This is a genomic window from Polynucleobacter sp. JS-JIR-II-c23 (genome assembly GCF_035011225.1).
Lineage (GTDB): Bacteria > Pseudomonadota > Gammaproteobacteria > Burkholderiales > Burkholderiaceae > Polynucleobacter.
Genome location: NZ_JAYGQT010000001.1, coordinates 1 through 21,925, shown reverse-complemented (window position 1 = coordinate 21,925; position 21,925 = coordinate 1). Strand labels below are relative to the sequence as shown.

Below are 21,925 nucleotides of genomic sequence, written 5' to 3'. Positions count from 1 at the left end.
TAGCGGGGATATGAACAGCAGCCAGCCAAACTCATTGGATGTAAGTAAGCAATCTGCAGGTGAAGTTGTCGTCTCCATTAAAGACGTCAACTTTTCCTATGCTCCAGGTGAGCGGCAGATTCTGTCGGGTCTCAATATGGAGTTTCGACGTGGCCAGGTAGTGGCTGTGATGGGCGGCTCCGGCTGTGGCAAGACCACCATTCTGCGTTTGATCGGTGGGCAATTTAATGCTCAATCAGGTCAAGTTCTATTTGAAGGTCAAGACATTGGCAAGATGAATGGTGCTGAGTTGATGGCTGCTCGTCGTCGCATGGGTATGCTTTTTCAGTTCGGCGCACTGTTCACTGACCTCAGTGTTTTTGAAAACGTTGCTTTTCCACTTCGCGAACATACAGATCTCAGTGAAGAACTCTTGCACTCCTTAGTGCTCATGAAGTTGAATGCAGTGGGTTTGCGCGGTGCGAGAGACTTAATGCCTTCGCAAATTTCTGGTGGCATGGCAAGGCGTGTTGCCCTCGCTAGAGCCATTGCTTTAGATCCACCCCTCATCATGTACGACGAGCCATTTGCTGGCCTGGATCCAATCTCTCTTGGCATTACAGCACGCTTAATTCGTGATCTGAATAACGCCCTGGGAGCTACGAGTTTATTGGTTACGCACGATGTTGAAGAGACTTTTGCCATTGCTGATTATGTGTATTTCATAGCGAATGGCCGCATTGGCGCAGAAGGAACTCCCGAGGAATTGAGTCGTTCAACTGATCCCTTTGTTAGACAATTTTTAGATGCAGCGCCAGATGGCCCTGTGCCTTTTCATTACCCAGGAAAAAGCTTGGAAGAAGATTTTGGAGTGGGCGCCTTATGACCACACTTCTGAACCTGTTTGGCGATCTTGGATTCTTTGTACGTCGCAACTTAAGTAGTCTGGGTTTGGCTGCTCGTATGTTTGCGGCAGTGATCGCACGTTCTGGATTCTTGCTCAAAAGACCTCGTTTAGTAATTGATCAAATTTTGTTTGTTGGTAATCATTCTTTTGTGATCATTGCAGTCTCAGGATTATTTGTTGGATTCGTTTTAGGTTTGCAGGGTTACTACACCTTAAATCGTTATGGTTCGGAGCAAGCGCTTGGGCTATTGGTTGCCCTCTCTTTAACTCGTGAGTTGGGCCCTGTAATTACCGCTTTATTGTTTGCCGGTAGGGCTGGCACTTCCTTAACTGCGGAGATTGGCCTCATGAAGGCTGGTGAACAATTAACTGCCATGGAAATGATGGCAGTCGATCCCCTGGGTCGCGTGATTGCGCCACGACTTTGGGCTGGCATTATTTCTATGCCAATCTTGGCAACTATTTTTACGGCAGTCGGCGTTTTGGGGGGCTACCTAGTTGGCGTGCCTTTGATTGGGGTCGACTCAGGCGCCTTTTGGTCGCAGATGCAAGGCGGAGTTGATCTGTTTTCGGATATTGGTAATGGCTTAATTAAAAGCATGGTGTTTGGCGTGGCAGTTACTTTTATTGCCCTCTATCAGGGTTATGAATCCAAACCTACACCTGAAGGTGTTTCGCAAGCCACTACTCGTACCGTAGTGATCTCTTCTTTATCGGTTTTGGCATTAGATTTCTTGCTAACCGCGATGATGTTCTCAAATTAGAAAGAATAAACTGGGGCTCTTATGAGAAAAAGTGCAATTGATGTCTGGGTAGGAATTTTTGTTGCTATTGGTTTACTAGCAGCTCTATTTCTCGCACTGAAGGTTGGCAATATGAATGCAGTGTCATTCGCGCCAACATACAAAATTTCCGCACGCTTTGACAATATCGGCGGCCTCAAACCTCGCGCACCAGTGAAAAGTGCGGGTGTAGTGGTTGGCAGAATTGCCAATATTTCTTTCGATGACAAAACTTATCAAGCAACTGTGGTGATGACTATTGAAGATTCCTATAAGTTTCCGAAGGACTCTTCCGCAAAGATTTTGACATCTGGTTTATTAGGTGAGCAATACATTGGTCTTGAGGCGGGCGGCTCAGATGATATGTTGACCAACGGCGAAAAGATTGCGCAGACACAATCAGCCATTGTTTTAGAAAATTTGATCAGCCAGTTCCTTTACAACAAAGCAGCAGATAGCGGCCAAGAAAAGGGCGCAGCAAAATGATGTTGTTCCTTATGCGCAAAGTCAAGATGGCAGTCTTGCTAAGTTTGATTGCCTCCTTCGTTGGCTGCGCATCCATTCCTGCTGGCGTAGAGCGCTCTCCTCAGGATCCTTGGGAGCCATTTAACCGTTCAGTGTTTGAATTTAACGAAGGCCTAGATGCTTATCTGTTAAAGCCAGTGGTTGCGGGTTATCGATTTGTATTGCCTGAATTTGTACGCGAAGGAGTTTATAACTTCTTTAGTAATTACAACGACATTTACACCGCCCTATTTAACTTGTTGCAAGGTAAGCCAGACTATGCCCTTAATGACTTCATGCGGGTAGTGGTCAATACCACTATGGGGCTCGGTGGGCTTATCGATCTTGCAACTCCCGGTGGACTGGAAAAGCATAAGGAAGATTGGGGTCAAACATTGGGTGTTTGGGGTGTACCCTCTGGACCTTATGTGGTCTTACCTTTCTTTGGCCCAAGTAATGTGCGCGATACCTTTGGTACGGTGGCAGATTTGGAGTCAGACTATTTATTTAGCTTCGTGAAGGACATTGGTCTGCGAAATAGTATTACTGGTTTGCGTGTAGTGAACGCACGTAATACCTACTATGAGGCTGGTGATTTATTAGATGGCGCTGCAATTGATAAGTACAGCTTTATGCGTGATGCGTATATTCAGAGGCGCGCTTATCAAATCAATGAGGGTAGGGATGATGAAGAGCCTCAGATGCCGGTTTATGAGAATCCATACCAATAAGCAATCCAGTAATGCAGTTTGAAGCGATTAGAATCAGTCTCAATTAATATAAAGACAGTGGGTGGGAATATGAAAAGCTTTAAAAGAATCTCCAGTTTCATTTTTGCTGGCTTGATGTTTGCGGCCAGTACTGTTTTTGCACAAACCCCTGATCAATCAACACCCCCAGACGCCCTTATTAAAATGGTCGTTACTGACGTAATGACAACGGTCAAGTCTGATCCCGATATCCAAAAAGGCAATATTCCTAAGGTTGTGGATTTAGTTGAGAAGAAAATTGTTCCATATACCGACATGCGTCGCACTACAGAAATGGCGATGGGCCCTAATTGGAAAAAGGCAACTCCTGAGCAACAGGCTCAATTGACTTCCGAGTTCAAGAATTTGCTCATTCGCACATACTCGGGGGCTTTGAGTCAGCTACGCGATCAAACTGTGCAATTCAAAGCTCTACGTGCCGCACCGGATGACAAAGAGGTAGTTGTTAAAACCGTAGTGCTTGGACGTGGCGACCCAGTACCTTTAGATTACCGCCTTGAGAAAACGGCCAATGGTTGGAAGGTGTACGACATGAACATCATGGGCGTCTGGTTGGTTGAGGCTTACCGCAATCAGTTCTCTAATCAAATTAGTCAAAACGGCATTGAAGGCTTGGTGAAGTTTTTGCAGGACCGTAATAAGCAATTGGCTAGCGCTAAACCAGCCAATTAATTGTTAAGCACAGATACCATGCCCTTTCTTTTGCCAAAAAAAGTAACGCAAGAAAATGCTTTGCTATTACAGAAAGAGGGTCTATTAAATAGCCCAAGCTTGCGTTCAATAGACTGCTCACAGTTAAAAGATTTTGACTCCACCGTGCTCACCGTTTTATTGGCATGGCAAAAAAAGCTGATGGCTGATGGGCAATCCATTTCAGTGGAGCATGCACCAGCAAAGCTCAAGGTTTTGGCAGGTGTTTATGGTGTTTCTACATTGCTAGGTTTGTAATGGCGATGCATCCTGCAATTTCCATCCAAAATATATCCAAGCAATACGGAGCGCTTCAGGCTTTAGATGATGTTTCATTGAGCATTGCGCCAGGGGAGTTTTTCGGTTTGTTGGGCCCGAATGGTGCCGGCAAAACTACCTTGATTTCTATATTGGCTGGACTAGTAAGGCCTAGCCATGGTCATGCGGCCATTATGGGTGCTGATGTTCAAAAAGGGTTTCGTGAGGCACGCCGGATGCTGGGTGTGGTTCCTCAAGAGTTGGTCTTTGATCCTTTTTTTACTGTACGTGAAACTTTACGTTTTCAATCCGGTTATTTCGGGATTAAAAATAACGATGCGTGGATTGATGAGATTATGGCCAATCTTGATCTCACCTCCAAAGCAGATAGCAATATGCGCTCCTTGTCTGGTGGAATGAAGCGTAGAGTACTGGTTGCTCAGGCTTTAGTTCATAGACCGCCGGTCATTATTTTGGACGAACCGACTGCTGGCGTGGATGTTGAGTTACGCCAATCCTTGTGGCAATTTATTAGTCGATTGAATCAAGATGGCCATACGATTGTTCTGACTACCCACTATCTGGAAGAGGCGGAAGCTTTGTGTCAACGCATTGCCATGCTCAAACAAGGCAAGATTGTGGCTCTAGATACCACTGCCAATTTATTAAGTCGTTACGGATCTGTCAAAAAAGATGGTGAAGGTAAAACGGACTTAGAAGAAGTCTTCGTGAACATCATGTCGGGGAGTGCGCAATGAAACATGGCCTCAATCGACCTGCTCTAGAGTACGGCAGCGGCTTTCCTACCCTTTTGTTTAAAGAGGTAAAGCGCTTTTATAAAGTAGCTTTCCAGACGGTGGCAGCACCGGTGCTTACGGCGGTGCTCTACCTCATGATCTTTGGCCATGTTCTTGAGGGCAGGGAAGTTTATGGACGCTTAAGTTATACGGCCTTTTTAATTCCTGGTCTTGTGATGATGAGTGTCTTGCAAAATGCTTTTGCAAATACCTCATCTTCTTTGATTCAATCTAAAGTCACCGGCAACTTAGTATTTGTTTTATTGGCTCCCCTAAGTCATTTCGAGTTTTACTCTGCTTATATTTTGGCTGCAGTATTTCGAGGAATTGTTGTGGGGCTTGGCGTACTGTTAATTACCATCTGGTTTGCAACGCCCACCTTGGAGTATCCATTGTGGATTTTGGCGTTTGCTTTTTTGGGTGCAGCAATTTTAGGAAGTCTTGGCTTGATAGCTGGTATCTGGGCTGATAAATATGACCAGCTAGCCGCTTTTCAGAACTTCATCATCATGCCCGCAACGATGTTGTCAGGCGTCTTTTACTCTATTCACTCTTTACCGCCAGCGTGGCAAGTAGTGTCGCACTTCAATCCGTTCTTTTACATGATTGATGGCTTCCGTTACGGCTTTTTTGGGGTTTCAGATAACTCCCCTTGGAGCAGTTTAGTGATTGTGTTCTGCTTCTTTGTGCTTGTGTCAGTCATTGCTTTACGCCTATTACAAAAGGGCTATAAGCTCCGTTATTAATTATTGAAAACTTGAGTTTAATTAGGAAAAGAAATGCTCCCCACCCCAGAACAGATTGAGGGCTATATCAAGCAAGGGCTAGCCTGTACCCACATTCAGGTTGAGGGTGATGGCCAGCACTTTTTTGCAACCATCGTGAGCCCCGAGTTTGAAGGTAAGCGTTTGGTACAGCGCCATCAATTGGTATACGGCGCAATGGGTGATCGCATGAAGGCAGAAGTACATGCTTTATCTATTAAGGCATTTACACCTGAAGAATTTGCACAAAATTCAGCAGCATAAAAACGCAGCATCACTCACTACACATTAATGACTAAGTATTTACTGGAATCGCTTCATGGATAAATTACGAATGGTTGGCGGTACTCCTCTCAATGGAGAGGTAGTGATTGCCGGCGCTAAAAATGCCGCATTGCCCATTCTGTGTACTTGTCTCTTAACTGATCAGCCAGTCGTATTGCGCAATGTTCCTGATTTGCAAGACGTGCGCACCATGCTCAAGCTTTTACAAGAAATTGGCGTAACGGTTGACTTCCCGAACGCTGATGATCACAGTCATATGGTCTTGAATGCGGCGGTTATTAAAAGCTCAGAAGCTACTTATGAGATGGTGAAGACGATGCGCGCTTCCATCTTGGTGCTTGGCCCACTGTTGGCCAGAATGCATAGTGCCAAGGTGTCATTACCCGGTGGTTGCGCTATTGGTGCACGACCAGTGGATCAGCACATCAAAGGTTTGAAGGCGATGGGCGCCAGCATCAAAATTAAGAGCGGCTATATTCAAGCTGAAACTAAGCCACAGTCAGATCGCCTAAAGGGCGCCTCCATCTTGACTGACATGATTACCGTAACTGGTACTGAGAATTTATTGATGGCTGCTACTTTGGCGTCGGGTAAAACCATCTTAGAAAATGCTGCACGTGAACCTGAGGTTGGTGATTTAGCTGAGTTGCTAGTGAAGATGGGTGCGAAGATTTCAGGCATTGGTAGTGATCGGTTAGTGATTGAGGGAGTAGAAAAACTTCACGGTGCTGAGCATTCGGTTATCCCGGATCGCATTGAAGCGGGCACATTCTTATGTGCGGTTGCAGCCACTGGTGGGGAAATTACAGTCAAGCACTGCCGCCCAGACACCCTAGATGCTGTGATTGTTAAGTTAAAAGAGGCCGGCCTACAAATGGAGATTGGCCCTGACTGGATTAAGGCTTCCATGCAGGGTCGTCCTAAAGCAGTCAACTTCCGTACTTCTGAATACCCCGCTTTCCCGACAGACATGCAAGCGCAGCTCATGACAGTCAATGCGATCGCATCTGGCAGCTCAACGATTACAGAAACGATTTTTGAGAATCGCTTTATGCACGTTCAAGAGCTCAATCGTTTGGGTGCGGACATCGCTATTGAAGGAAATACTGCGATTGCTCAGGGAGTGGAAAAGCTCTCTGGTGCGATTGTGATGGCTACCGATTTACGAGCCTCAGCTAGTTTAGTGATTGCTGGATTGGCTGCCCAGGGCGAAACCCAGGTAGACCGGATTTACCACTTAGATCGTGGCTATGACCGCATGGAGCAGAAGTTAACTCTCTTAGGCGCCAATATTGAGCGCGTGAAGTAAGGCTGATGGATAATTAGTCCATGAAATTGACTTTAGCCCTCTCCAAAGGGCGCATCTTCGAAGAAACTGCAGAGATCTTATCCAAGGTCGGCATAGTGCCGCTGGAGGATCCTGAGAAGTCACGCAAACTCATTATTGAGACTTCTAATCCAGATGTCCGCCTGATTATTGTTCGCGCCTCAGATGTGCCTACTTATGTGCAATTTGGCGGCGCTGATTTTGGTGTTGCCGGATTGGATGTATTGATGGAAAAAGGGAGCGATGGTTTGTACGTTCCTTACGACTTGAATATTGCAAAGTGCCGGATGTCTGTGGCGGTTCGCGAAGGATTTGACTACGCGGCTGCAGTAAAACAAGGTTCCCGTTTAAAAGTTGCAACGAAGTACGTCAATTGCGCGCGTGAACACTTTGCCAATAAAGGTGTGCACATCGATACGATTCAACTATACGGTTCGATGGAGCTCGCACCTTTGGTAGGCTTGGCGGATGCGATTGTGGATCTGGTGTCTACTGGCAATACGCTTAAAGCGAATGGCTTAGTGGAAGTTGAGCCAATTGCTGATATCAGCGCTCGCCTAGTAGTCAATCAAGCTTCATACAAACGTAAGCGAGTTCAGCTACAGCCTATTTTTGAGCTACTGAAATAATAGTAGTCAGATCGAAAAGTCTTCTCCCATGCCCTCAAATATTAACGTAAAACGCCTCAATAGCAAGGATGCAGGCTTCAGAGAAACACTGTTGTCGAGTTTGTCCCTGCCGACTGCTGATGATGAGGCGATAGATGCTGCAGTAGTAAAGATTTTGGCAGCAGTTAAAGCCCAGGGTGATGAAGCGGTTCTGGGATTTACAAAGCAGTTTGATCGCTTGAATATTGCAAGCGTTTGTGATTTAGAGATTCCTCGCAAAGATTTAGAGCTTGCTTACAGCTCTTTATCTTCTGAACAAAAAAATGCCCTCGATATTGCTGCGCAAAGAGTGCGCGCTTATCACGAGCATCAAAAGATTGAAGCAGGTTGCCATTCTTGGGAGTACGAAGAGAAGGATGGAACACGTCTTGGTCAAAAAGTAACTCCATTGGATCGTGTTGGCATTTATGTGCCGGGCGGCAAAGCAGCTTATCCATCATCCGTTCTGATGAATGCTATTCCCGCAAAGGTGGCGGGTGTTGCCGAAGTGATTATGGTGGTGCCTACTCCTGATGGTGCGCGCAATCCTTTAGTTTTGGCGGCAGCTTATCTTGCTGGCGTAGATCGCGTCTTTACGATCGGTGGCGCTCAGGCAGTCGGCGCCTTGGCTTACGGTACCAAAACGATTCCATCGGTTGACAAGATTGTTGGGCCTGGTAATGCGTATGTGGCTGCAGCCAAGCGCAGAGTATTTGGCATTGTGGGCATCGATATGATTGCTGGCCCATCTGAAATTTTGGTGCTTTGTGATGGTTCAAGTAATCCGGATTGGGTTGCAATGGATCTGTTCTCTCAGGCGGAACATGATGAGCAGGCGCAATCGATCTTGCTGTGTCCAGATGCTTCATATATTGAACAAGTGCAAGCAAGCATCAATAAGCTCCTCCCAGAAATGCCAAGAGCAAAGGTGATTGAAACTTCGCTCACAAATCGCGCTTTGTTGATTCAGGTAAAAGATATGTCTGAGGCCTGTGAGATTGCGGATGCGATTGCTGCTGAGCACTTGGAGATTTGTGCTGCTGATCCACGCAAGTGGGCTGACCAGATTCGTCATGCGGGCGCCATCTTTATGGGTAACTACACCAGTGAATCATTGGGTGATTATTGCGCCGGTCCCAATCACGTTTTACCGACAGCACGTACTGCGCGATTCTCGTCACCATTGGGTGTGTATGACTTCATCAAGCGCTCAAGCATGATTGAGGTGAGTGAGGCTGGTGCTCAAACCTTGGGTGCAGTAGCGAGCACGCTAGCTCATGGTGAGGGCTTACAAGCTCATGCACGTGCAGCTGAGATGCGCTTGAAGAGGTAAGAGCGCAATCTACCTGCGCTTGCTTCTTAAAAAAATTAATTCAGGATTTGTTTTAAAGCCGCGACAAGTTCGTTGCTTTGTTCATCTGTGCCAATCGTAATGCGCAAGAACTCTTCTATGCGTGGTGATTTGAAATGACGCACGATGATCCCGCGATCCCGCAAGGCTTGATATAGCTTTGCTCCAGCATGCTGTGGATGGCGCGTGAAAATAAAGTTTGCAGTCGAAGGCAGAGTTGCAAATCCTAAAGCATCGAGTTGCTCAATTAACTTTGTGCGAGTTTGAATCACCTTAGCTGAGCTTGCTTCCAGATGCGCTTGGTCCTCAATGGCTGCAATCGCACCAGCTTGAGCAAGACGTCCTAAGGGGTATGAGTTAAAGCTATTCTTGACTCGTTCCAAGCCCTCAATCAAGGCTGGATGGCCAACAGCAAAGCCGACACGTAGACCGGCTAGAGCACGTGATTTAGAGAGCGTGTGAACTACCAACAAGTTTTCTGGACAGTTGGCGCCACGCAATAGTGGAATACAAGATTCGGTTCCGTAATCGACGTAAGCTTCATCAATGACAACTACCGAATCTTTGTTACGTGAGAGTAGTGCTTCAATTTCTGAGCGAGGAATTGATCTACCAGTTGGAGCATTAGGGTTAGGGAAAATAATTCCACCGTTAGGAGATTGGTAGTCAGCAGTTTTGATCTCAAAATTTTCGTCCAAAGGAACTGTTTGGGTATCAATGCCAAAAAGTTTGCAGTAGACGGGATAGAAGCTATACGTTATGTCTGGAAAATGCACTGGCTTACTTTGCTTGAGTAAACCAGCAAAGACATGTGCCAACACTTCATCGGAGCCATTGCCTACAAAGACTTGATTTGCGTCTAAGCCATGTAATTTGGCGATCGCTTGTTTTAGGGCTGCGCCTTCCGGATCGGGATAAAGGCGTAAATCGGCAGTATTTTGACCTTCAATAGCAGCAAGCGCTTTGGGCGATGGGCCATAGGGGCTCTCATTGGTATTGAGTTTTACCAGTCGCTGCATTTGCGGTTGCTCCCCTGGAACATAGGGGGTTAGGGTTTGAACAACAGGGCTCCAAAAACGGCTCATGAGGGTTCTCAGGTCAAAAATCGGGATAAAAGTGCAGCGATATCGATATTTAAATCTCTTCTAGGAATGATATTATGAGGCTTCAATCAACACTTCGCCTCGCGGCGCAATGAAGCATGCGGCAAGCCGACGTCACCCGAAACACTTCGGAAACCAAAATTCAGATTTCCATCAATCTAGATGGAACCGGTAAGGCTGAGCTAGCCTCTGGGGTTCCTTTTCTAGACCACATGCTCGATCAAATTGCCCGTCACGGCATGATTGACCTCAAAGTGGTTGCAAATGGCGACACCCATATTGATGACCACCATACTGTTGAGGACGTGGGAATCACGCTAGGCCAGGCTTTTGCCAAAGCGGTTGGCGATAAAGCGGGTATTACTCGCTATGGCCATTCCTATGTGCCCCTTGATGAGACCCTTTCTCGCGTTGTGATTGATTTCTCTGGCCGTCCAGGTTTGGAATTCAACGTTCCATTTACTCGTGCACGCGTAGGCGATTTTGACGTCGATCTCAGCATTGAGTTCTTCCGTGGTTTTGTGAACCACGCTGGAGTCACTTTGCACATCGATAATTTGCGCGGTATTAATGCGCATCACCAAATTGAAACTGTGTTCAAGGCTTTTGGTCGCGCTTTGCGTATGGCCTTGGCGGTTGATCCACGTGCTTCAGGCGCCATTCCTTCAACTAAAGGAAGTCTTTAATCTAGACTCCCCACGGTTGCTCAGAAGACAACAGTAGACAACAGGTAAATTTTGGCGCAAACCATTGCGATCGTCGACTATGGAATGGGTAATCTCCGTTCCGTATATCAAGCATTTCATCATGTTGCGCCTGATGACAATGTATTGATTGCTCATCAGCCAGAAGAGATCCACTCTGCAGATCGCGTCGTTTTGCCCGGTCAAGGTGCTATGCCAGATTGCATGAAGCATCTAGAAGAATCCGGATTGTTAGATGCCTTACTGGAGGCTTCCAAAAGTAAGCCACTTTTAGGGGTCTGCGTAGGCGAGCAAATGCTCTTTGATAGAAGTGCAGAGGTACGCGCTGCCGAGCAATGGACACCTTGTTTGGGTTTGATTCCTGGGGAAGTGCGTCGTTTTGAGCTGGCTGGTAAAAAGCAGCCAGATGGATCCTCTTATAAAGTCCCTCATATGGGCTGGAACCAAGTCCGCCAAGACCGAAAGCACCCCCTTTGGGATGGCATACCTGATCTAACGAGCTTCTATTTTGTGCACAGCTACTATGTTGTGCCGCAGCGCAATGAAGATACAGTCGGTTCCACTGAATATGGCGATTGGTTTACTTCTGCGGTGGCGCGAGATAATATTTTTGCAACTCAATTTCATCCAGAAAAAAGTGCAGAATACGGTTTAAAGCTTTATAAAAATTTTGTTTCTTGGCAACCTTAATATTCCTAACCATTCGCTATGCTGCTGATTCCCGCAATTGATCTTAAAGACGGCCACTGTGTTCGACTCGAACAAGGTGATATGGATAAAGCTACGGTATTCTCAGAAGACCCTGGCGCAATGGCGGCGCATTGGATTAGCAAAGGTGCTCGACGCTTACATTTAGTAGATCTCAACGGCGCATTTGCTGGCAAGCTCAAAAATGAGTCTGCGATTAAATCGATCCTCAAAGCGGTTGGCAACGAAATCCCCGTGCAACTCGGTGGCGGTATTCGTGATCTTGAAACCATTGAGCGCTTATTGGATGACGGTATTAGCACTGTCATTATTGGTACGGCAGCTGTGAAGAATCCTGGCTTTGTGCAAGATGCTTGCACAGCATTTCCTGGTCATGTGATGGTTGGTCTTGATGCACGTGATGGCAAAGTAGCGACTGATGGTTGGAGCAAGATTACCGGTCATGAAGTGATTGATCTTGCCAAGAAGTTTGAAGATTGGGGCGTAGAGGCCATTATCTATACCGATATTGGACGGGATGGCATGCTCAAGGGCGTCAACATCGAAGCCACAATCAAGCTGGCTCAAGCCATTCGTATCCCGGTCATTGCCAGTGGCGGCCTCTCTAACAATCAAGATATTGAAGCGCTTTGTAAAGCTGAAGAAGAGGGTGTCATGGGTGTGATTGCGGGACGCTCAATCTACGCTGGCGACCTTGATCTTGCAGCCGCTCAAAAATATGCCGATGAGTTAACCCTCAAGTACGCAAAGAAAATCATCTAGTGTTAACTAAGCGAATTATTCCTTGTCTAGATGTCACGGCAGGGCGCGTTGTTAAGGGCGTTAAGTTTGTTGGCCTCAGAGACGCGGGTGATCCAGTTGAAATTGCAAAACGGTACGACACGCAAGGAGCTGATGAGCTGACGTTTCTGGATATTACTGCTACCTCTGATGGGCGCGATCTCATTTTGCACATCATTGAAGATGTTGCTTCACAAGTATTTATTCCCTTGACTGTTGGTGGCGGTGTTCGTGCGGTTGCTGATGTGCGTCGCTTGCTCAATGCGGGTGCAGATAAAGTGAGCATGAATTCTTCCGCGGTAGCCAATCCTGATTTAGTTTCGGATGCTGCTGCTTATTACGGCTCCCAATGTATTGTGGTGGCGATTGATGCTAAGCAAACTGAAGCGGGTAATTGGGAAGTGTTCACCCATGGTGGTAGAACTGCGACCGGAATGGATGTAGTCACATGGGCTACTGAGGTGGCTAAACGTGGTGCAGGCGAGATTCTATTAACTAGCATGAACCGCGATGGCAGCAAAGATGGCTTTGACTTGGCTTTAACTGCTGCAGTAAGCGACGCGGTTTCTGTTCCCGTGATTGCCTCTGGCGGCGTTGGTAATTTGCAGCATTTAGTCGATGGTATTACTAAGGGCCATGCAGATGCAGTATTGGCAGCTAGCATTTTTCACTATGGTGATTACACCGTTGGGCAGGCAAAAGAATATATGGCAGCCCAAGGAATTCCGGTTCGGATTTAGTTAGGGTTCTTAAGCGCTAATCGCCATATGCGCGATAAAAGCAGAGCGATTTTCACCAGCGGATTTAGCTTTGGCATCTAATCTTGCCAATACTCTTTTTGGTAAAGAGATATTTACTCTTTCAATATCGTCTGATAGCAAAGATGGATTTATCTCGGCAATTGCCCAGATAAATCCCTTGAACACTTTCTTCTTCTGTAGATCGGTAATGGAGCTGGGCTTGGGTATATCTTCGCCCGCATCTAGGGCGGTTTCAATCCAAAGCCCAATCGCTTCTTTGGCATTTTCAATAGCCTCGTCAATACCGCTGTCAGCAGCCGAGAAACAGCCTGGCATATCAGGAACGATGACGCTCCATGCCAACTTATCTCCACCTGGTTCAATAGCAATTGGATATTTCATCATTGACCCCTCTATTTAATTTCTGTTTGTTTCAGTATCTTTTGCACCAATCCAATGCCCAGATCTTTTTAAGGGTATGGAACGGTAATGTGTCCAGCCTTGCGGGGATGGTTAAAAACATGATGAGAGCCTTTTGAGCCCCGCAATACCCAGCCATCTTTTTCTAATGTCTTGATGAGTTCTTTGCTATTCATCTACGCATTATAAATTTTATACACATCAAACACACAAAAAGGGTTATTGTCCAGAAGGTGGGATGGGCTGTTGCAGTAAGCCGAAGGCGATTCTTATTTGGGTAGCCCTTAATAATTCTGTCAAAATTGGATAAATGTCAGATACAAATAAAAACTCACTAGACCAGGCTCTCCTAGAAGCGGTAACTTGGAATGATCAAGGATTGGTTCCAGCAATCGCCCAAGAAGTTGGCAGCAAGGATATCTTGATGATGGCCTGGATGAATCGGGACGCCTTATTGGAAACCATCCGCTTGGGTGAGGCTGTCTACTGGACTCGTTCTAGACAAAAGCTATGGCACAAGGGCGAAGAATCTGGGCATACCCAGAAAGTAAAAGAAATTCGCTTGGATTGTGATGGGGATACGATTTTGCTGATGGTTGAGCAAAAAGATGGGATTGCTTGTCATACGGGTGAGCATAGTTGCTTCTTTAGGCAATGGGATTCTGTAAGCTCAAGTTGGATCAAAATCAGTAAAACCTGACCCAAGACATTATTTTGGGGCTTTATTTTCAGTTTGCTCTAGTTTAGAATGGTATATACTTTGATATATACCAAGGAGCTAGGATGATGAGCCTAATAGCAAAAATCTTTATGAATGGACGCAGCCAGGCCATACGCTTGCCTGCGGCATTTCGTTTCGAGGAAAAAGAGGTTTTTATTCGGCGCGATGCTAATACAGGTGATTTAATTCTTTCCAGAAGACCTGAAAACTGGGATAGTTTTTTCTTGGCGCTTGCGAGCGCGGATGTTCCTTTGGATTTCTTAAGCCCTAAAGATCGAAATCAAGGTTCGCAAGATCGAGATCCTTTTGCTGGAGTCAATGACTGATGAGATATATGCTCGATACCAATACCATCAGCAGCCTGATTAAGAAAAACCCAGTAGTAAGCAGAAAAATCGCCAGTGTTCCTATGGAAAGACTATGCTTGTCAGTTATATCTGAAGGTGAAATTCTCTATGGTTTGGCAAAAAAGCCAAATGCAAGGAACTTACATTTGGTTGTACAAGAGTTTTTAAAGCGAGTGGATGTTTTGGTTTGGGATACTGATGTAGCGGAGCATTATGGTGTTTTAAGGGCTCAATTAGAGAGTAATGGAAATTTACTAGGCCCTCTTGACATGCAAATTGCAGCACATGCTTCTCAGCTCGGGGCAATTTTAGTAACAAATGACCAAGCTTTTAAAAGGATTCAGAAGCTACAGGTAGAGGATTGGACTGTATAGTCTGAAAAAATATATTAATGAACAAAATACTGAATTCAGACAAAAAAATTGAATCTGGATTAATCCATTTAGCCGATGTAGTTGATCAACGTCGTGATGCATTTAAGGCGGGCCAAACAGATCCAAAAACTTCTTATACCGCTTTACTCTTTTCAAAGGGTGATGACGGGATCTTGAAAAAGATTGGCGAAGAAGCGACTGAGGCTGTGATGGCGGCAAAAGATGCGCGCAACTCTAATTTGGCGGCTGATCAGCAAAAGCTCTTGGTGGGCGAAATGGCCGATTTGTGGTTTCACTGCTTGATTGCTTTGTCTCAATTTAACCTACGCCCGGAAGATGTCATTGCCGAGCTTGATCGTCGCTTGGGTACTTCTGGCATTGAAGAGAAGGCCGCGAGAAAAGCAGTTGGTAAAGAGTAAGTACGGATAAATACGAGAAAAAGTATGTCACACGATCCTAATTGCCTGTTTTGTAAGATTTCTCAAGGTTTGATTCCTTCCCAGAAGGTGTATGAGGACGAGGAAATCTATGCTTTTAAAGATATCAACCCGGCTGCGCCAATCCATTTTCTGATGATTCCTAAAAAGCATATCCCTATGCTGGAGTCGGCGGAAAGCGTAGATGCGCCTTTGCTGGGTAGAATGATGGAGTTAGCACCGCGTCTTGCCAAAGAGCAAGGCTGCCGTCCTGGTAAGGATGGCGGCTTTAGATTGATGGTAAACAATGGTGCGGATGGTGGGCAGGAGGTTTATCACTTGCATTTACATGTGATGGGCGGTCCCCGCCCCTGGAAAAAATAATCCAAGGAGATTAAAAATGGGTTCATTTAGCATTTGGCATTGGTTGATTGTTTTGGTTATCGTGATGTTGGTATTCGGTACCAAAAAATTGCGCAATATCGGACAAGATTTGGGTGGCGCTGTAAAAGGTTTTAAAGATGGCATGAAAGCTGCTGAAGAGCCTAAAGAGCAGATTCAACAAAGTTCTGCAACAGCAGAAAAGACGGTTGATGTTCAGGCTAAAGACATTAACAAATAACTAGTAAATAAATAAAGCGCGATAGAAACTCATGCTGCATTTAAATAACTGCGTTAAATGATTGATCTCGGAGTTTCAAAGCTTGCGCTCATTGCTGTAGTTGCTCTGGTGGTGGTTGGACCAGAGCGCCTGCCTAAGGTAGCTCGCATGGCTGGTAATTTGTTTGGGCGTGCGCAGCGCTATATGGCGGACGTCAAGTCTGAAGTAAGTCGTCAAATGGAAGTGGAAGAATTTAAAAAGTTTCGAGAAGAAACTGCCGCCACTCTCAAAGAAGTTGAAAATAGTATCGGCTCTACAGTTCAAGAGGCTGGCGCTAACTTAAGCGATCAAGCGGATATTTTTGAAACTAGGTTTGATAAGCCGGCCTTAGATGAAAAAGAAGTGCTGCGCAAAACTAAGCGCCAAGGGCGCAATAGCTGGGGTGTGCGTCGTGCTGCAAGGCCGCTTTGGTTCAAACGTTCTGCAGGAATTCGTACTCGAGTGCAATCTGGTGCTGCTAGGATGAAGCGCTTTCATCACAGCGCTGGCAAATAAAAATAATAGTAAAAAGCAAGAATAAAAATACTTACGTATGACTGAAAACAATTCAACCCAAGACTCGGGATTACAGGAAACCTTTCTTTCCCACTTATTTGAATTGCGTGATCGCGTAATTAAAGCGGCGCTCGCAATTATTGTTGTCTTCGTATGTCTAGTCTATTGGGCGCCTGATATTTTCCATTTGTTCGCACAGCCTTTATTAGAAGCTTTGCCTGCTGGCGGCAAGATGATTGTGACTGACGTTACAGGCTCCTTCTTTGTACCCATGAAGGTAACCATGCTAGTGGCTTTCATCATCGCCTTACCAGTGGTGATGTATCAACTATGGGCGTTCATTGCACCTGGTTTGTATTTGCACGAAAGAAAGCTGATTCTGCCTTTGGTAGTGAGTAGCTACAGCTTGTTCATTATTGGTATGGCATTTGCATACTTCTTAGTGTTTCCAACGGTATTCAAGTTTATGGCAAGTTATAACGCACCTTTGGGCGCGGAGATGTCTACCGACATTGATAACTATTTAAGTTTTGCTATGACAACCTTCTTGGCATTTGGTATTACTTTTGAAGTACCTGTTGTGGTGGTTGTCTTGGTGCGTATGGGCATGGTGCCCTTGGCTAAGCTGAAAGAAATTCGCCCATACGTCATCGTTGGCGCATTTGTGATTTCCGCTGTTGTAACTCCGCCGGACGTGCTCTCGCAATTGTTGCTAGCTGTGCCAATGACCTTGCTCTATGAGTTAGGTTTGATCGTAGCGCGCTTTTATGTGCCAAAACCCTCAGATGATGAAGGTTCAAGCGATCACTCAACCTCTGCGTCTACTTGATTCTTGGAAAAGGTATTTTTTAGCCAATTTGTGGCACGATCAAAGCGATAGCGCCTTTGGCGTAAGTTGCCCTCAAGATCTATTTCAGAACCAGCAAAAGCTTTACCAGCAGTCAATAGGGCGCGACGTTGTTGAATGGTTTCGATCTGAATCAACCTAGGCAAGATCTTTGGTAATTCCCAACGAATATCCACAACTACACAATGTTCATGCTGAAGTTGACCTACTTCGCATAACAAAAGCTCTGCTTTGCTGAAATTAAATTGATTGGCAATGATGATGCGGTGACATAGCAATAGCCAGTCTTCATCAAACTTGTGTTCGGCTTGATGATTTATGGCGCTTTCAGCATATAGCGCCAATTCATGCCATTCATTTCTTTTTGGGTCTGGGCAACTTTCTAAAATCTTACTTAAGAGCTCTTTTGCTTCTACTATGCCCTGCTGGTGTGCTTGCCATATAGAGTATGAAGCCTGTAGCCCGCGTACTTTTTCTTCGCTCTTTTCGCGCTTACGCCAAAGATTGGCACCTTTGCGAAGTTGCGCTTGGGGATGGCCAAGATCGGCAGCGCGATCAAAGCAGCGATCACTTTCAGTAGCGTTGTAACCAGAAAATTGGGGGCGACGATAAATTTCACCAAGCGCGTACCATGCATCTCGATCACCGTCCTTGGCGGCAAGCTCTAACCAATGCGCTGCTTTTTTAAGAGATGCGTTTGATTTGTTTTCAACATTTCCACTTAATTGAGCAAGGCGTAATCCCAAAGTAAGTTTTGCAACAGTTAGCCCTAGCTCCGCCGCCTGAATCAATGCTTCTTCATTTTGCGTTGTTAACCAAGCATTCCACAGGGAGGATAAGGCTTCATTTTTTGGTTGTAGCTTTATCAACAATTCTTTTGCTTTATTCGAGAACATGGAGTTCCCATCTGCGAGCTCTTGTAAATATTGACGAGCAATTTTTTGCAAGCCTCCGAAATCTAGATTGGCCAGTTTTTCATCGGCGAAGGTTGAGTTCCCCCTTTTCAACCAAGCCATCAATTGAGGTTGAGTATCTTGATGTCTTGGGTTGATAAGTAAATCAGCAAGTTGCCATTTAGCTGCGAGTGTGGCGCCTGAATCAAGATTAGATTGGGCGAGCTGCCAGAAAGACCCCCATCCAAACTGAAATCCTGGGGAATTAAAGGTTTGGGCTAGTGGGACATTAGCAATTTGATTCAGAATGTTGGAAATTTCAACATGACTTGCGTTACCCGTCTCGGCAGCTTGATTTTGTATTGATAAATAGGATTTTTCTAGCCAAATCAAAGCATTAGCAGGTTGTATTGGTGTTTTGAAGGCGCCGGTAATATAGGCTTGTGCTAATTTTTGTTGCGCGGATACATCACCCATACGGGCTGAACTCAGGATTTTTAAGAATTCGCGGCTTGCCATCTGACAATTTTGGCATTCAAAGTGCATAAAAGGGGGAAAACCAAGACCTTGTTGCCCTGATACAACGAAGAAAACCAAAAAACTACCTTTTGACAAGCAAAAAGATCTCCTACATGCCCTTACCCCCAGTCTAGCGGGGCAATACAAGCAAAATTAGCAAGTCCCAGTTTTATTTGGGCATTACTTTTAATTTTTGGAGATTTAAAGAATGAAAAAATCGCTATTAGCAATCGCAGCATTGACAGCATTTGCTGGCGCTGCTCAAGCTCAGTCCAGCGTAACCATTTATGGTTTATTGGACGTTGGTATCATGGGTCAAAGCAATTCAAACATGTTGAACGGCTCTACTGGCGGTACTTCTGCTGGTTACGGCGCTTCAAGCAGCAGCTCATACCCAAAAAACGGTAACTCCTTTGGCTTCATGCAGGGTGGTCAGTCTGCTAGCCGTTTGGGTTTCAAGGGTATGGAAGATATCGGTGGCGGCTCTAAAGTGATCTTTACATTAGAGCAAGGTGTTAACACTGACAACGGTTCACAATATGCTTCAGGTTTGCCAGGCAACGGTAAAACGACTGCTGGCATGGGTAACATGTCAAACACTGGTGACTCTTCTAACCAAGGTCAATTGTTTAACCGCGGCGCATTCGCTGGTGTACAAAATGACAAATGGGGCACATTGACATTAGGTCGTCAACAAACTTTGATGTTAGACAACATCGGTGGTTATGACCCAGTTAACGCACAACAGTTCTCACCTTTAGCCTTCTCAGGTCAATTCGGTGGTGGCGGTACAACTGACCAAGCTCGTGCAAACGGTGCTTTGAAGTTAAAAGAAAAAATCATGGGCTTTGATGTAAACGCCTTGTACGCACCTGGTGGCTATGCTGGTAACAACGGCGTTGGTACACGTTTAGAAGGTCAAATTGGTTACGAAACAGCTAAGTGGGGCATCCAAGCTATCACTTCATTCCAAGAAGATGCAACAGCTTTGGCTGGCGCTTCTTATGGTCAAGCAATTGCAGCTGGCGCTGTTTCACCAACTGGATCAGCAGTTGCTGGCACAAACCAAGTAACTGCAACTGTTTACAACACACGTTCTACACAGTTGACAGCAAAATGGGCGCCATTGGATAAGTTGTGGTTAAAAGGTGGTTTCCAATATCAAAACTTGGGTACACCATCAAATCTTCAGTATTTGCAAGGTCAGCCTGTATTGCCTAACGGTAGTGGCTTTAGCGTATTCTCATACACAGCAGCTACAACACCTTTGATCAGAAATACTTGGTGGTTGGGTGCTAACTATGACTTCACACCAGCAATCAAGGGTTCATTGGGTTACTACCAGCAAAATGCCAATCGCAATGCTACAACATTGGCTGGCAGAACAACATTTATCTCCGCAATGGCTGAGTACTACTTGAGCAAGCGTACTAACTTGTACGCAGCTGCTTCACAAGTGAACTTCACTGGTTCTGCTGTTGGCGCGCCTTCTTATAGCAACGCTAACGTTAACCCAACAACTGTTAATCAGCAGTTCACATACGGTTTAGGTATGCGTCACACTTTCTAATTTAACGTAGGACTTGTGCCTACCTAGATTTAGAAATGTAGTGAGTAACATCTAGCTGTAAATGTAATAAGAAAACCATCACACGCAAGTGTGGTGGTTTTTGTCTTTTAACGGATCTTAATTTCTTGACATTGGTCAAGGGATTTCAATTAAGTACTTTATGAAAAAACTAAATAAATTCGCCTTAGCTGCTAGTTTTCTTTGTGCGGCAGGAGTAGCAAAAGCACAATCGAGTGTGACGGTTTATGGTTTATTAGATGTGGGCGTGATGGCGCAAACTAATGCAGGCAATCTGAACACCTCAACTTGGGGTAACTCAGGTGCACCACTCAATTACCCTGGCGTTAAAAACGGTAATGTCTTTGGATTCATGACTGGTGGCGAGAGTCAAAGTCGCTTGGGCTTTAAGGGTCAAGAAGATTTAGGTGGTGGCACTAAGACCTTCTTTTTATTAGAGCAAGGCTTTAATGCGGCAACAGGCGTAACCGCAAGTAATGGTATGGCCGGCAATGGATCATCTTCTAGTGCTAGCCAGGGTGGCGATAATGCGCTACAAGGAATGCTGTTTGGACGTGGCGCCTATGCCGGTATCGGTAATGAGCAGTACGGCACCTTGACACTGGGGCGTCAGCAAGGACTCATGTTGCAAAATATTGGTAGCTATAACCCAGTTAATGCGCAGATGTTTTCACCGATTGCTTTCTCGGGAACCTATGGTGGTGGTGGCTATACGGATAATGCGTATGTTAGTGGCGCTATTCAATACGCTAAAAAATACAATGGCTTTAATCTCAAGGCCATGTATGCACCTGGTGGTATGGCAGGCAATAACTCCGCTGGCACTACTAGTGGCTTTCAGTTAGGTTACGAAGAGGCTAAGTGGGGCGTACAAGCCATTGCTACCCATACTACGGATGCGACTAAGTTAACCGGAATCTCCTATGGCACGACCATTTCTACAGCAAATGGTGCCGCTTCCCCAGTTGGCGCTATAAAAGCGGGAACCAATGAGGTTTTGGTTACCCTGGCAAATACCTCGGCACTGCAACTAACGAGTAAATTTCAGGCTACAGATAAACTCAATCTGAAAGCTGGATATGAGCGTATGTTTATTGGTACGCCAAGCAACTTTCAGATGTATGCTGGTTTGCCAGTATTGCCCAGTGGATTTTCTATTGCAAGCTGGACGCCCAATAGAAATAATTACAACATCAATGTGTATTGGGTAGGTGCTAACTATAACTTTACTGAATCTTTAATTGGTTCGATTGGTTATTACTATGCAGGCACACAGCAGTCAGGCACACAGCTTAGTGGTGTGCAGCAGTTTCAATCTGCAATGCTTGACTACTATATGAGTAAGCGGACTAATTTGTATCTAGGTATTGGTAACATTAATACATCAGGCTCTAATGTTCAGCCATTACCAGCAGGCAGCATGCTGAGTGGCAAGACTGTTAGCACACAGCAGACTTACGGAGTAGGTATGCGTCATACTTTCTGATGCCATAATGTACTTTCCCTAGAGCTATGTTCTAGGCGCTCTAAAAATAAAGCCCGCAGACT

The 21,925-nt window shown here is 45.5% G+C and carries 29 protein-coding genes and 1 pseudogene; 26 read left to right on the top strand and 4 right to left on the bottom strand.

Annotated features, from left to right (window positions below; genetic code table 11):
* The first annotated feature begins 10 nt into the window (after positions 1-10).
* The 12 genes and pseudogenes from VC159_RS00150 (at position 11) to hisD (ending at position 9,043) form a co-directional block, all read left to right on the top strand.
* Complete coding sequence (locus VC159_RS00150) at positions 11-865, top strand: ABC transporter ATP-binding protein (RefSeq protein ID WP_215358850.1); 855 nt, start codon at positions 11-13, stop codon at positions 863-865.
* Entirely contained in the window at positions 862-1,650 is a 789-nt protein-coding gene (mlaE, locus tag VC159_RS00145) for a lipid asymmetry maintenance ABC transporter permease subunit MlaE (protein WP_215321295.1), read from the top strand. The genes VC159_RS00150 and mlaE overlap by 4 nt, the downstream gene beginning before the upstream one ends.
* A gap of 21 nt (positions 1,651-1,671) precedes the next feature.
* On the top strand, positions 1,672-2,154 hold the full coding sequence (gene mlaD / locus VC159_RS00140; RefSeq protein ID WP_215321296.1) for an outer membrane lipid asymmetry maintenance protein MlaD: 483 nt from the start codon (positions 1,672-1,674) through the stop codon (positions 2,152-2,154).
* A complete protein-coding gene (locus tag VC159_RS00135) occupies positions 2,151-2,903 on the top strand; it encodes a VacJ family lipoprotein (RefSeq protein WP_251367746.1) in 753 nt (250 codons plus the stop codon). Before mlaD ends, VC159_RS00135 begins: the two co-directional genes overlap by 4 nt.
* A 69-nt stretch (positions 2,904-2,972) precedes the next feature.
* Positions 2,973-3,614, top strand: coding sequence for an MlaC/ttg2D family ABC transporter substrate-binding protein (locus VC159_RS00130; RefSeq protein WP_215358852.1), 642 nt, complete (start codon positions 2,973-2,975; stop codon positions 3,612-3,614).
* An 18-nt stretch (positions 3,615-3,632) separates the two neighbouring features.
* Positions 3,633-3,890, top strand: coding sequence for an STAS domain-containing protein (locus tag VC159_RS00125; RefSeq protein WP_215358853.1), 258 nt, complete (start codon positions 3,633-3,635; stop codon positions 3,888-3,890).
* A gap of 5 nt (positions 3,891-3,895) precedes the next feature.
* Positions 3,896-4,579, top strand: a pseudogene (locus VC159_RS00120) (ABC transporter ATP-binding protein); the annotation flags it as partial.
* Positions 4,580-4,644: 65 nt separating this feature from the next.
* Entirely contained in the window at positions 4,645-5,433 is a 789-nt protein-coding gene (locus tag VC159_RS00115) for an ABC transporter permease (RefSeq protein WP_215358854.1), read from the top strand.
* Positions 5,434-5,466: 33 nt separating this feature from the next.
* Positions 5,467-5,715 (top strand): BolA family protein, encoded by a 249-nt coding sequence (locus VC159_RS00110; protein WP_215358855.1) that lies wholly within the window; start codon positions 5,467-5,469, stop codon positions 5,713-5,715.
* A gap of 55 nt (positions 5,716-5,770) precedes the next feature.
* The gene (murA, locus tag VC159_RS00105; RefSeq protein ID WP_323472378.1) at positions 5,771-7,045 is read left to right on the top strand and encodes a UDP-N-acetylglucosamine 1-carboxyvinyltransferase; all 1,275 of its coding nucleotides are present in this window, start codon (positions 5,771-5,773) and stop codon (positions 7,043-7,045) included.
* Positions 7,046-7,065: 20 nt separating this feature from the next.
* Entirely contained in the window at positions 7,066-7,692 is a 627-nt protein-coding gene (hisG, locus tag VC159_RS00100; RefSeq protein ID WP_323472377.1) for an ATP phosphoribosyltransferase, read from the top strand.
* Between the two features lie 28 nt (positions 7,693-7,720).
* The gene (gene hisD, locus VC159_RS00095; protein ID WP_323472376.1) at positions 7,721-9,043 is read left to right on the top strand and encodes a histidinol dehydrogenase; all 1,323 of its coding nucleotides are present in this window, start codon (positions 7,721-7,723) and stop codon (positions 9,041-9,043) included.
* 35 nt (positions 9,044-9,078) lie between these two features.
* Here the strand turns inward: hisD and hisC are convergent, their stop codons facing one another.
* On the bottom strand, positions 9,079-10,146 hold the full coding sequence (gene hisC, locus VC159_RS00090; protein WP_323472375.1) for a histidinol-phosphate transaminase: 1,068 nt from the start codon (positions 10,144-10,146) through the stop codon (positions 9,079-9,081).
* A 116-nt stretch (positions 10,147-10,262) separates the two neighbouring features.
* On the opposite strand from hisC, the gene hisB reads away from it, so the two are divergent.
* The 4 genes from hisB to hisF are packed head-to-tail and all read left to right on the top strand — an operon-like array spanning position 10,263 to position 13,096.
* Positions 10,263-10,850 (top strand): imidazoleglycerol-phosphate dehydratase HisB, encoded by a 588-nt coding sequence (gene hisB, locus VC159_RS00085; RefSeq protein ID WP_215321305.1) that lies wholly within the window; start codon positions 10,263-10,265, stop codon positions 10,848-10,850.
* Positions 10,851-10,901: 51 nt separating this feature from the next.
* Entirely contained in the window at positions 10,902-11,558 is a 657-nt protein-coding gene (hisH, locus tag VC159_RS00080) for an imidazole glycerol phosphate synthase subunit HisH (RefSeq protein ID WP_216164346.1), read from the top strand.
* Between the two features lie 18 nt (positions 11,559-11,576).
* Entirely contained in the window at positions 11,577-12,338 is a 762-nt protein-coding gene (gene hisA / locus VC159_RS00075; protein ID WP_215358861.1) for a 1-(5-phosphoribosyl)-5-[(5-phosphoribosylamino)methylideneamino]imidazole-4-carboxamide isomerase, read from the top strand.
* Positions 12,338-13,096, top strand: a complete 759-nt coding sequence (hisF, locus tag VC159_RS00070) for an imidazole glycerol phosphate synthase subunit HisF (protein WP_323472374.1) — start codon at positions 12,338-12,340, stop codon at positions 13,094-13,096. The genes hisA and hisF overlap by 1 nt, the downstream gene beginning before the upstream one ends.
* Positions 13,097-13,105: 9 nt before the next feature.
* Here the strand turns inward: hisF and VC159_RS00065 are convergent, their stop codons facing one another.
* Together VC159_RS00065 and VC159_RS00060 are read right to left on the bottom strand one after the other, a co-directional pair.
* Positions 13,106-13,498 (bottom strand): type II toxin-antitoxin system HicB family antitoxin, encoded by a 393-nt coding sequence (locus VC159_RS00065; protein WP_215360270.1) that lies wholly within the window; start codon positions 13,496-13,498, stop codon positions 13,106-13,108.
* Positions 13,499-13,566: 68 nt separating this feature from the next.
* Positions 13,567-13,692, bottom strand: coding sequence for a type II toxin-antitoxin system HicA family toxin (locus tag VC159_RS00060; protein WP_215358863.1), 126 nt, complete (start codon positions 13,690-13,692; stop codon positions 13,567-13,569).
* A 134-nt stretch (positions 13,693-13,826) separates the two neighbouring features.
* Between VC159_RS00060 and hisI the strand changes: the two genes are divergently transcribed.
* From hisI to tatC, 8 genes are all read left to right on the top strand, one after another.
* A complete protein-coding gene (gene hisI / locus VC159_RS00055) occupies positions 13,827-14,216 on the top strand; it encodes a phosphoribosyl-AMP cyclohydrolase (protein WP_323472373.1) in 390 nt (129 codons plus the stop codon).
* An 83-nt stretch (positions 14,217-14,299) separates the two neighbouring features.
* Positions 14,300-14,563: an antitoxin gene (locus VC159_RS00050; protein ID WP_416350416.1), complete on the top strand. Its 264-nt coding sequence runs from the start codon at positions 14,300-14,302 to the stop codon at positions 14,561-14,563.
* A gap of 8 nt (positions 14,564-14,571) precedes the next feature.
* Positions 14,572-14,958 (top strand): type II toxin-antitoxin system VapC family toxin, encoded by a 387-nt coding sequence (locus VC159_RS00045; protein WP_251367747.1) that lies wholly within the window; start codon positions 14,572-14,574, stop codon positions 14,956-14,958.
* Between the two features lie 17 nt (positions 14,959-14,975).
* Positions 14,976-15,377 carry a phosphoribosyl-ATP diphosphatase gene (locus tag VC159_RS00040; protein WP_215358865.1) on the top strand — a complete coding sequence of 134 codons (402 nt, stop codon included), beginning with the start codon at positions 14,976-14,978 and terminating at the stop codon, positions 15,375-15,377.
* Positions 15,378-15,401: 24 nt separating this feature from the next.
* A complete protein-coding gene (locus tag VC159_RS00035) occupies positions 15,402-15,758 on the top strand; it encodes a histidine triad nucleotide-binding protein (RefSeq protein WP_215358866.1) in 357 nt (118 codons plus the stop codon).
* 16 nt (positions 15,759-15,774) lie between these two features.
* Positions 15,775-15,996: a Sec-independent protein translocase subunit TatA gene (gene tatA, locus VC159_RS00030; RefSeq protein ID WP_215358867.1), complete on the top strand. Its 222-nt coding sequence runs from the start codon at positions 15,775-15,777 to the stop codon at positions 15,994-15,996.
* Positions 15,997-16,053: 57 nt separating this feature from the next.
* On the top strand, positions 16,054-16,530 hold the full coding sequence (gene tatB / locus VC159_RS00025) for a Sec-independent protein translocase protein TatB (RefSeq protein WP_215358868.1): 477 nt from the start codon (positions 16,054-16,056) through the stop codon (positions 16,528-16,530).
* Positions 16,531-16,567: 37 nt separating this feature from the next.
* Complete coding sequence (gene tatC, locus VC159_RS00020) at positions 16,568-17,359, top strand: twin-arginine translocase subunit TatC (RefSeq protein ID WP_215358869.1); 792 nt, start codon at positions 16,568-16,570, stop codon at positions 17,357-17,359.
* Here the strand turns inward: tatC and VC159_RS00015 are convergent.
* The gene (locus VC159_RS00015; RefSeq protein ID WP_323472372.1) at positions 17,335-18,789 is read right to left on the bottom strand and encodes a sel1 repeat family protein; all 1,455 of its coding nucleotides are present in this window, start codon (positions 18,787-18,789) and stop codon (positions 17,335-17,337) included. The two genes, tatC and VC159_RS00015, sit on opposite strands and share 25 nt — an antisense overlap.
* Positions 18,790-18,997: 208 nt before the next feature.
* On the opposite strand from VC159_RS00015, the gene VC159_RS00010 reads away from it, so the two are divergent.
* Entirely contained in the window at positions 18,998-20,359 is a 1,362-nt protein-coding gene (locus tag VC159_RS00010) for a porin (protein WP_323472371.1), read from the top strand.
* 160 nt (positions 20,360-20,519) lie between these two features.
* Positions 20,520-21,863 (top strand): porin, encoded by a 1,344-nt coding sequence (locus VC159_RS00005; protein WP_323472370.1) that lies wholly within the window; start codon positions 20,520-20,522, stop codon positions 21,861-21,863.
* Positions 21,864-21,925: the final 62 nt, after the last annotated feature.